We start from the raw sequence: 8,286 nt of genomic DNA on the forward strand, positions 1-8,286 counted from the left end.
GCAACCTGGCCATTTGGCCGATGGCGCGCGCCTGCCCGTGCGCTTATCGTGACGACTCGCAGCGACTATTAAACGGTCCTCAAGGACTTCGAGGCAAAGCTGAACAACGCGTCGAGCGTGGCATCGGGCTGCTCGGCCATCAGGGCATGGCCGGCTTCGAGCGTGACTGTGTCGACCGGTACGCCGGCCCGGGTGAGTGCGTCGGCGAGCGCTTTGGCCGCGCGTGGCGGCGTCATTGCATCGCGTCGGCCCACGATCAGCCGCGTCGGACAGCGCACCTCGGCAGCGCGTGCGAGGCCGTCCGCATAGCTATTGCAGGCGGTGAAGTCGGTATGGAACAACTGCGGCTCGCCGTTTGCCGAAACACGCTCCATTAGCCGCTGATTCATGCCGTGCAGCCAGAAGCCCGGGCCGGGGCACGACGGCTTGGCGGCGAGTGTCGAGTGTGACCATTGGTTGACCATGCCGATTGCATCGGGCTCACGATGCAGGGCGGCCTCGAGCAAGGTGTCGGAGACGGCCATGGGCACGGCGGTGGCGAGCAGCGCCAGGTGCGTTGCGCGCGCCGGATAGCGGCCGGCGAAGTCGAGTGCGATCAGCGAGCCCATGCTGTGACCGGCCACGAACGCGCGCTGTACGCCGGCGGCGTCGAGCAGGGCGGCCAGCCAGTCGGCCATTGCCGGCACGCTGGTGAGCGCCGGACCCGCGCTGCGGCAGTGACCGGGCAGATCGACTGCCAGCACGCCGAAGCCATGATGCGCGAAGTAACGCGTTTGCAATGCCCACACGCTATGGTCGTGCTCGGCGCCGTGGATGAATACGGCGGTTGGCAGGCTGGAGTCGAATGGTTTGCCGCCGGTGTACGCGTAGGCGGGCTTGCCTTGAACGGTGAGGATCATGCGGACTCCGGGCGCGGGGCGGCTGGATTGGCGGGCGCGGCGGCAGAGGTGCCGGGAGTTGAAGCCGTGGATGAATTGGCCGGATCGGTTTTTGCGGAGCTGGACGGGCCGGTTGTGCCACTCCCGGCGCCACTCCCAGCCGCTTTCTGCGCGGCTTTCAGTGCACGCTTGAGGTCGTCGATCAGATCGTCGGGGTCTTCTAGACCGATCGACAGGCGGATCGTGCCTTCGGCGATGCCGGCTGCGGCGAGCGCGGCGGCATCCATGCGAAAGTGCGTCGTCGACGCGGGATGGATGACCAGCGAACGCGCGTCGCCCACGTTCGCGAGATGCGAGAACAGCGAAAGCGCCTCGATGAAGCTGCGTCCGGCGGCGCGGTCGCCGCGCAGATTGAAGCTGAACACGGCGCCCGCGCCGCGTGGCAGCAGACGCTTCGCGAGCGCATGGTCCGGATGCGACGGCAGTTCCGGGTAAGCCACGGCTTCGACGGCAGGGTGGGCGCACAGGAATTCGACCACCTTGCGCGTATTCGCGACGTGCCGCTCCATCCGCAGCGGCAGCGTTTCGATGCCTTGCAGCAGTTGCCATGCGGCCTGAGGGTGCAGGCATGCGCCGAAGTCGCGCAAGCCCTCGCGGCGCGCGCGCAGGAGGAACGGCGCGACGGTGCTTTCCTCGGCGAACACCATGCCGTGAAAGCCCTCGTACGGTTCGGTAAATTCGGGGAAACGGCCCGACGCGTCGAAGTCGAAAGTGCCGCCGTCCACAAGCACGCCGCCGATCGTGGTGCCGTGGCCGCCGAGGAATTTGGTCGCCGAGTGATAGACGAAATCGGCGCCATGCTCGAACGGCTTGAGCAGATAGGGCGTGGTAAAGGTCGAATCGACCAGCAGCGGCACGCGGTGCTCATGAGCGAGTTGCGCCACTGAGGCGATATCGAGCACGTCGAGCCCCGGGTTGCCGAGCGTTTCGCCGAACAGCAGGCGCGTGTTCGGGCGCAGCGCGGCGCGCCATGCGTCGAGGTCGCCGGGTTTGACGAAGGTCGTCTCGATGCCGAAGCGCCGCAGCGTGTAGTGCAGCAGGTTGTGCGAGCCGCCGTACAGCGCGCTGGAGGCGACGATATGGGAGCCGGCGCCCATCAGCGTGGCGATCGCCAGATGCAGCGCGGCCTGGCCACTCGCCGTGCCGATCGCGCCCGCGCCGTTTTCCAGCGCGGCAACGCGCTCCTCGAACACGGCCACGGTGGGATTCGAGATGCGCGAATAGACGTGGCCGGCGCGCTCCATGTTGAAGAGCGCGGCGGCGTGGTCCGAGTCGCGGAACGAAAACGAGGTAGTCTGGTAAATCGGCGTGGCGCGCGCGCCGGTGGTCGGGTCGGGCGCTGCGCCGGCGTGCAGCGCAAGCGTATCGAAACGGTTGGCGGACATCCTGGGCGGCGAGGCCACGGACGGCCCCGCGAAAGGTGAAAGTGGCGGCCATCCTATCACCGGCATGAATCGCTTCAAGCGCGGTTTTCCCGATGCGCGTGCTTCGGACGGCGCCGCACAGAACGTGCAAACGCCCGTCGGGCCTTGATGGGCGGGCCGCTTTCCTTTTATGGGCCTTTCCGCTAGGATCGAAAGTCATTCAGGCACTATCAGCTTAGCGGGTATCACGGAGACAGATCATGCGAGTCAGCGACATTCTTAAAGTCAAAGGCAACACCCTTTTCACGGTTACGCCGGATACCACGCTGCACGACGCAGTCAATACCATGGCCGAGCACGATATCGGCTCGCTGGTCGTGATGGAATACGGCGACCTCGTCGGCATGCTGACCTTTCGCGAAGTCATTCTGACCTTGAGCAAGCACCACGGCAGCCTCGGTACCTCCACGATCCGCAAGTTGATGGACGACCATCCGCTCACCTGCACGCCCGAAACGGACGTCAACGAGGTTCGTCGCATGATGCTTGAGCATCACGTGCGCTATTTGCCGGTGCTGGAAAGCCGTACGCTGATGGGCGTAATCTCGTTCTACGACGTCGCGAAGGCGGTGGTCGAAGAGCAGGGCTTCGAAAATCGCATGCTCAAAGCCTATATCCGCGACTGGCCGGAAGAACAGCAGGAACAGCAGCCGGCGCGTTGATGCGCGGTGGCTGGTGACTCACCGCGGCGCTCGCGCCGTTGCCGTGAGTGTGAACATGCGGTCAAGGCGCGCGCGAAAGCGTGCGCTTTTTTTGTGTCCGGTCCTTTCCCGGCTTTTTCCACCTTGTTGTTCTTTTAGTCCGTTTCTTGCCGGTTCCCGACCTTCATGAGCGATCGCCCAATACCTGCTGCCCGCCGTGCCGCGCGCCCTCACGAGGCGCACGAGTCGCAGTTCCGCCTGCTCGGCCAGCGCCGTTTCGCGCCGTTTTTCTGGACCCAGTTCCTCGGCGCGATGAACGACAACGTGTTCAAGATTGGCTTCACGTCGCTTGTCACCTATCAGGCGGCGCGTTTTTCCGGTGTCGATCCGAAAACGGCCGCGTTCCTGATCTCGGCGATTTTCATCCTGCCGTTCGTGCTGCTGTCGGCAACTTCCGGCCAGATCGCGGACAAGTACGACAAGGCAATGCTCACGCGCTTCGTCAAAAGCTTCGAGATCGTCGTGATGCTGATCGGTGGCGCGGGTTTCTGGCTGCATAGCGCGCCGCTGCTGTATCTGTGCACGTTTCTGATGGGCGTCCATTCGACCGTGTTCGGACCGGTCAAGTATTCGTACCTGCCGCAGCATCTGTCGAAGTCGGAACTGGTCGGCGGTAACGGCATGGTCGAGATGGGTACCTTCGTCGCGATCCTGATCGGCACGATCATCGGCGGCGTGGGCGCGGGTTTCGTCGAACATGGCGCCGTGGTGCTGGCCTGCGCGTGTGTCGCGATTGCGCTGGTGGGGCGGCTGGTGTCGAACTTCGTGCCGGTCACGGCGGCGCCGCAGCCCGATCTGCGCATCAACTGGAATCCGGTCAGCGAGACGTGGCGCAACCTCAAGCTCGCGCGCGAGAACCGCACGGTGTTTCTGAGCCTGCTGGGGATTTCCTGGTTGTGGTTCGTGGGCGCGACCTTTCTGTCCTCGTTTTTCAGCTTTGCGAAAAACGTGCTATCCGCCAATCCGGATGTTGTAACCGTGTTGCTCGGCACGTTCTCGATTGGCATCGGCATCGGCTCGCTGCTGTGCGAAAAGCTCTCCAAGCGGCGCATCGAAATCGGCCTCGTGCCGCTCGGCTCGATCGGCATGAGCGTGTTCGCGATCGATCTGTTCTTCGCGAGCCATGCGCTGCCGGTGGCCGGGCATTTGCTGAGCGTCGGCGAATTCCTCGTGCGGCCTGCCCATTGGCGCGTGCTGGCCGATCTGTTTTTGCTGGCCATGTTCGGCGGTTTCTATAGCGTGCCGCTCTATGCGCTGATCCAGAGCCGCAGCCAGCCGAGCCACCGCGCGCGCATCATCGCGGCAAACAATATTCTCAACTCGCTGTTCATGATCGTATCGGCCTTGATGGCGATGGGGCTGACCGCGGCGGGTTTCAGCATTCCGGCAATTTTCCTCGTCACCGCGTTGCTGAATATTGTCGTCGCGACGTACATCTATTCGCTCGTGCCCGAGTTTTTGCTGCGCTTTATCGCCTGGGTGCTGGTGCACACGTTCTATCGGATTCGTCTGGTTCATGCCGAACGGATTCCGGAAGAAGGCGCGGCCGTGCTGGTGTGCAACCACGTGAGTTTCGTCGACGCGATCGTCATCATGGCCGAGAGCCCGCGGCCGATCCGCTTCGTGATGGACCATCAGATCTTCAAGTCGCCCTTCGCCGGCTGGGTGTTCCGCCACGCGAAGGCGATTCCGATCGCGCCCGCCCATCAGGACCCGGCGCTGCTGGCACGCGCCTATGAGCGCTGCGCCGAGGCGCTCGCCGAGGGGGACCTGGTCTGCATTTTCCCGGAAGGCAAGCTGACAACGACCGGCGAGATGAATCCGTTCCGCCACGGCGTGACCGAGATCATCCGCCGCACGCCGGCACCGGTGATTCCGATGGCGCTGCGTGGACTGTGGGGCAGCGTGTTCTCGCGCGCCAATGACGCGCGCTGGCCGCGGCCGGTCCAGAAGGGCGTCATGAGCCGGCTGACGCTCGCGGTGGGAGAGCCGATCGATCCGGCCGAGGCGACGCCGGAAGTGCTGCAGCAGATCGTCACCGAGTTGCGCGGGGCGCGGAAGTAGCGCGGCTGGATCAGGACTTGCCGAGCGGGGCCGGAGTGCCTGGGCCGTCGCATGGCGCGGCCTGGGCGGCATCAAGGCTGGCATAATAGTGCTTTCCCCGCATTTCTTTGGACGACGCCCATGTCCGGCAACACGCTCGGTACGCTTTTCACTGTCACGACTTTCGGCGAATCGCACGGCCCCGCTATCGGCTGCGTGATCGATGGCTGCCCGCCGGGCATGGCGCTTGGCGAAGCCGACATCCAGCTCGAACTCGACCGCCGCAAGCCTGGCACGTCGCGCCACGTCACGCAGCGCCAGGAAGAAGACAAGGTCGAAATTCTGTCGGGCGTGTTCGAAGGCCAGACCACCGGCGCGCCAATCGCACTGCTGATTCGCAACACGGACCAGCGCAGCAAGGATTACGGCAATATCGCGGACACCTTCCGTCCCGGTCACGCCGACTACACCTACTGGCAGAAATACGGCATTCGCGACTATCGCGGCGGCGGCCGTTCGTCGGCCCGTCTGACCGCACCGACCGTGGCGGCCGGCGCGGTTGCGAAGAAATGGCTGCGCGAGAAATTCGGCACCGAGATCCGGGGCTATATGGCGGCACTCGGCGAGATCGACGTGCCGTTCGTCGACTGGGTCCACGTGCGCGAGAACCCGTTCTTCGTGCCGAACGCGCAGATCGTGCCTGAACTCGAAACCTATATGGACGCGTTGCGTAAAGACGGCGATTCAATCGGCGCGCGTATCAATGTCGTCGCTTCCGGCGTGCCGGTCGGGCTTGGCGAGCCGCTGTTCGACCGTCTCGATGCGGACATCGCGCACGCCATGATGGGCATCAATGCGGTGAAGGGCGTCGAGATCGGCGCAGGCTTCGCCAGCGTCGCGCAACGCGGCTCGGTGCATGGCGACGAACTGACGCCGGAAGGCTTCGTCGGCAATCACGCGGGCGGTGTGCTCGGCGGTATTTCGACCGGGCAGGACATTACGGTGTCCATCGCGATCAAGCCGACTTCGAGCATCCGCACGCCGCGCCGTTCGATCGACAAAGCGGGGCAGCCGGCTATCGTCGAAACGTTTGGGCGCCATGACCCGTGTGTCGGCATCCGCGCCACGCCGATCGCCGAATCCATGCTCGCGCTGGTGCTGATCGACCACGCGCTGCGCCACCGCGCTCAATGCGGCGATGTCGCCGTCAGCACGCCGAAGATCGCGGCCAGCGCACCGTAAAGCGTGCGCTTCGAGCGTTTCCGTACTGCGCGCTCAGCATTGCCGCAATGACCGACACGAACATCGGGCCGACGGATAGTCCACTTGCCGCGCTGCGTGCTCGCGCGGCAGCGCCGCATGCCGGCGCTGCCGAGTATCTGGCGTTCGGGCGAACGCTGTTGCACCATGCCGGCCGAGACAAAGTCGCCCAGCGTGAAGCACTTGCCGCGCTCGTACGCGCCTATCAGCTCGATCCCTCCTGCGAACCCACACTGCTTCACACGATTGCGCAGACTGCGTTCGTCGTGCGCGACTGGGCACTCGTCGACTCCGCCACTGCGCTGCTACTCGAACGGAACGCCGAAGACGCCAATGCGCTGGTCTGGCGCGCCGCGGCCGTGCAGCAGCGCAACGACTTCGATACGGCCGAGCGGTTGCTGCGCGAAGCGGTGCGCGTCGCGCGCGATAATCCAGTGGCGCTTCACAAACTCGCGCTGTGCATCAAGGAACAGGCCCGCTTCCAGGAGGCGGAAGCCTTGCTCAGACAGGTGCTGGTGTTGTCGCCCAGTAACGCGCATGCGCTATTCGATCTGTCGGAATTCGAAATCCGCACCGGACGTTTTGCCGAAGGCTGGGCGCATTACGAATCACGCGTCGCATTCGGCGACGATTTGAATAACGCGCAGCATGCGCTTGCTTCCATCAGCGCGCATTGGCGGGGCGAGTCGCTGGAAGGCAAAACGCTGATCGTGTACGGCGAGCAAGGCAACGGCGACTGTCTTTGGGCGGTGCGCTTTCTGCCGCTGCTGGCCGAGCGGGCACGCCGCGAGGGCGGTCGCGTGATTTTCGGTCATGACGGGCCCTTGCGGCATTTATTCGAACGGATGCTGCCGGCCGATTTACCGCTCGAAACGAGCCTTGAAACACGGCCTGATTTCCATTGCGGATTGATGAGCTTGCCGCTGCGGCTCGGTGTCTTCGATGCACAAGGGTGGGGTGTGCCGTATTTGAGCGCTGAGCCCCTGCGCGTGCAGGCCTGGCGCGAACGGGTCCATGCGCACACGGCCGGCAGGCCGGGCAATCGCAAGGTCGGCCTGGTGTGGAACGGTAACCCTGACCATATCCGCGACAGGCGGCGCTCGGTGCCCGTCGAGCAACTCGAACCGCTATTGAGCGCGCCGGGTGTGAGCTGGTTTGCGTTGTCGCCCGGGCGCAGCGAGACGGTCGCGCAGTGGCGCGCTCGAGGTCTCGAAGTGACCGACTTGACCCATCATTTTCAGTCCGGATTCGACGACGTCGCGGCGTTGCTGGTGAATCTGGATCTGATCGTCACGATCGATAGCGGGCCCGCGCATCTGGCCGGAGCGCTCGGCGTGCCGACGTGCTTGATGATCGATCACGTGTCGGCATGGTTTTGGGGCGATGAATCGCGCACTACGGCCTGGTACGATTCTATTGAGTTGTTCAGGCAGCCCGAGATCGGCGCCTGGGCGCCGGTGCTGGCTAGCGTGCGAGCGCGGATCGAAACGATGTGGAGCGTTTGAGCGTTCCGCTTTGCCGCAAAGTCGGCAATATGTTTGGAGTGAATGCCGCTTTGTCTTCGGCCGCCTAAAGCGATTGATTGCATGCCATGCGCGGGACAGACCAACAGGTTCCGCGCACGGCAAACCAGCACCGAATCACATGTTCGGATAGTTCGGACCACCGCCGCCTTCAGGCGTCACCCACACGATGTTCTGGGTCGGGTCCTTGATATCGCAAGTCTTGCAATGCACGCAGTTCTGCGCATTGATCACGAGCCGTTCGCTGCCGTCGTCGTTCTTCACGAACTCATACACTGCCGCCGGGCAGTAGCGTGACTCCGGACCGGCATAGGTCTGCCAGTTCACATTCACCGGCACCGAAGGATCTTTCAGCGTCAGGTGAGCCGGCTGATTCTCTTCGTGATTGGTGTTCGAG

Annotated in this window: 7 protein-coding genes; 4 read left to right on the forward strand and 3 right to left on the reverse strand. The window is 64.1% G+C overall.

Features of this window, described 5'->3' with window-relative positions; genetic code table 11:
* Positions 1-68: 68 nt before the first annotated feature.
* Positions 69-899: an alpha/beta fold hydrolase gene (locus PQR67_RS36915; protein WP_408467722.1), complete on the reverse strand. Its 831-nt coding sequence runs from the start codon at positions 897-899 to the stop codon at positions 69-71.
* Positions 896-2,323: an O-acetylhomoserine aminocarboxypropyltransferase gene (locus PQR67_RS36920; RefSeq protein ID WP_408467723.1), complete on the reverse strand. Its 1,428-nt coding sequence runs from the start codon at positions 2,321-2,323 to the stop codon at positions 896-898. The genes PQR67_RS36915 and PQR67_RS36920 overlap by 4 nt, the downstream gene beginning before the upstream one ends.
* Before the next feature lie 239 nt (positions 2,324-2,562).
* On the opposite strand from PQR67_RS36920, the gene PQR67_RS36925 reads away from it, so the two are divergent.
* The 4 genes from PQR67_RS36925 (at position 2,563) to PQR67_RS36940 (ending at position 7,871) form a co-directional block, all read left to right on the forward strand.
* The gene (locus PQR67_RS36925; protein WP_120345985.1) at positions 2,563-3,024 is read left to right on the forward strand and encodes a CBS domain-containing protein; all 462 of its coding nucleotides are present in this window, start codon (positions 2,563-2,565) and stop codon (positions 3,022-3,024) included.
* 165 nt (positions 3,025-3,189) lie between these two features.
* On the forward strand, positions 3,190-5,127 hold the full coding sequence (locus PQR67_RS36930) for an MFS transporter (RefSeq protein WP_408467724.1): 1,938 nt from the start codon (positions 3,190-3,192) through the stop codon (positions 5,125-5,127).
* A gap of 120 nt (positions 5,128-5,247) precedes the next feature.
* Positions 5,248-6,348 (forward strand): chorismate synthase, encoded by a 1,101-nt coding sequence (aroC, locus tag PQR67_RS36935; RefSeq protein WP_408467725.1) that lies wholly within the window; start codon positions 5,248-5,250, stop codon positions 6,346-6,348.
* Positions 6,349-6,395: 47 nt separating this feature from the next.
* Positions 6,396-7,871, forward strand: a complete 1,476-nt coding sequence (locus tag PQR67_RS36940) for a tetratricopeptide repeat-containing glycosyltransferase family protein (RefSeq protein ID WP_408467726.1) — start codon at positions 6,396-6,398, stop codon at positions 7,869-7,871.
* Positions 7,872-8,006: 135 nt separating this feature from the next.
* On the opposite strand, the gene PQR67_RS36945 is transcribed toward PQR67_RS36940, so the two are convergent.
* Positions 8,007-8,286, reverse strand: a 280-nt coding sequence (locus PQR67_RS36945) for a 4Fe-4S dicluster domain-containing protein (protein ID WP_408467727.1), incomplete at its 5' end; no start/stop codon positions are given.

This window comes from Paraburkholderia fungorum, from assembly GCF_046026025.1.
In the GTDB taxonomy this organism is placed as follows: Bacteria; Pseudomonadota; Gammaproteobacteria; order Burkholderiales; family Burkholderiaceae; genus Paraburkholderia; species Paraburkholderia fungorum_E.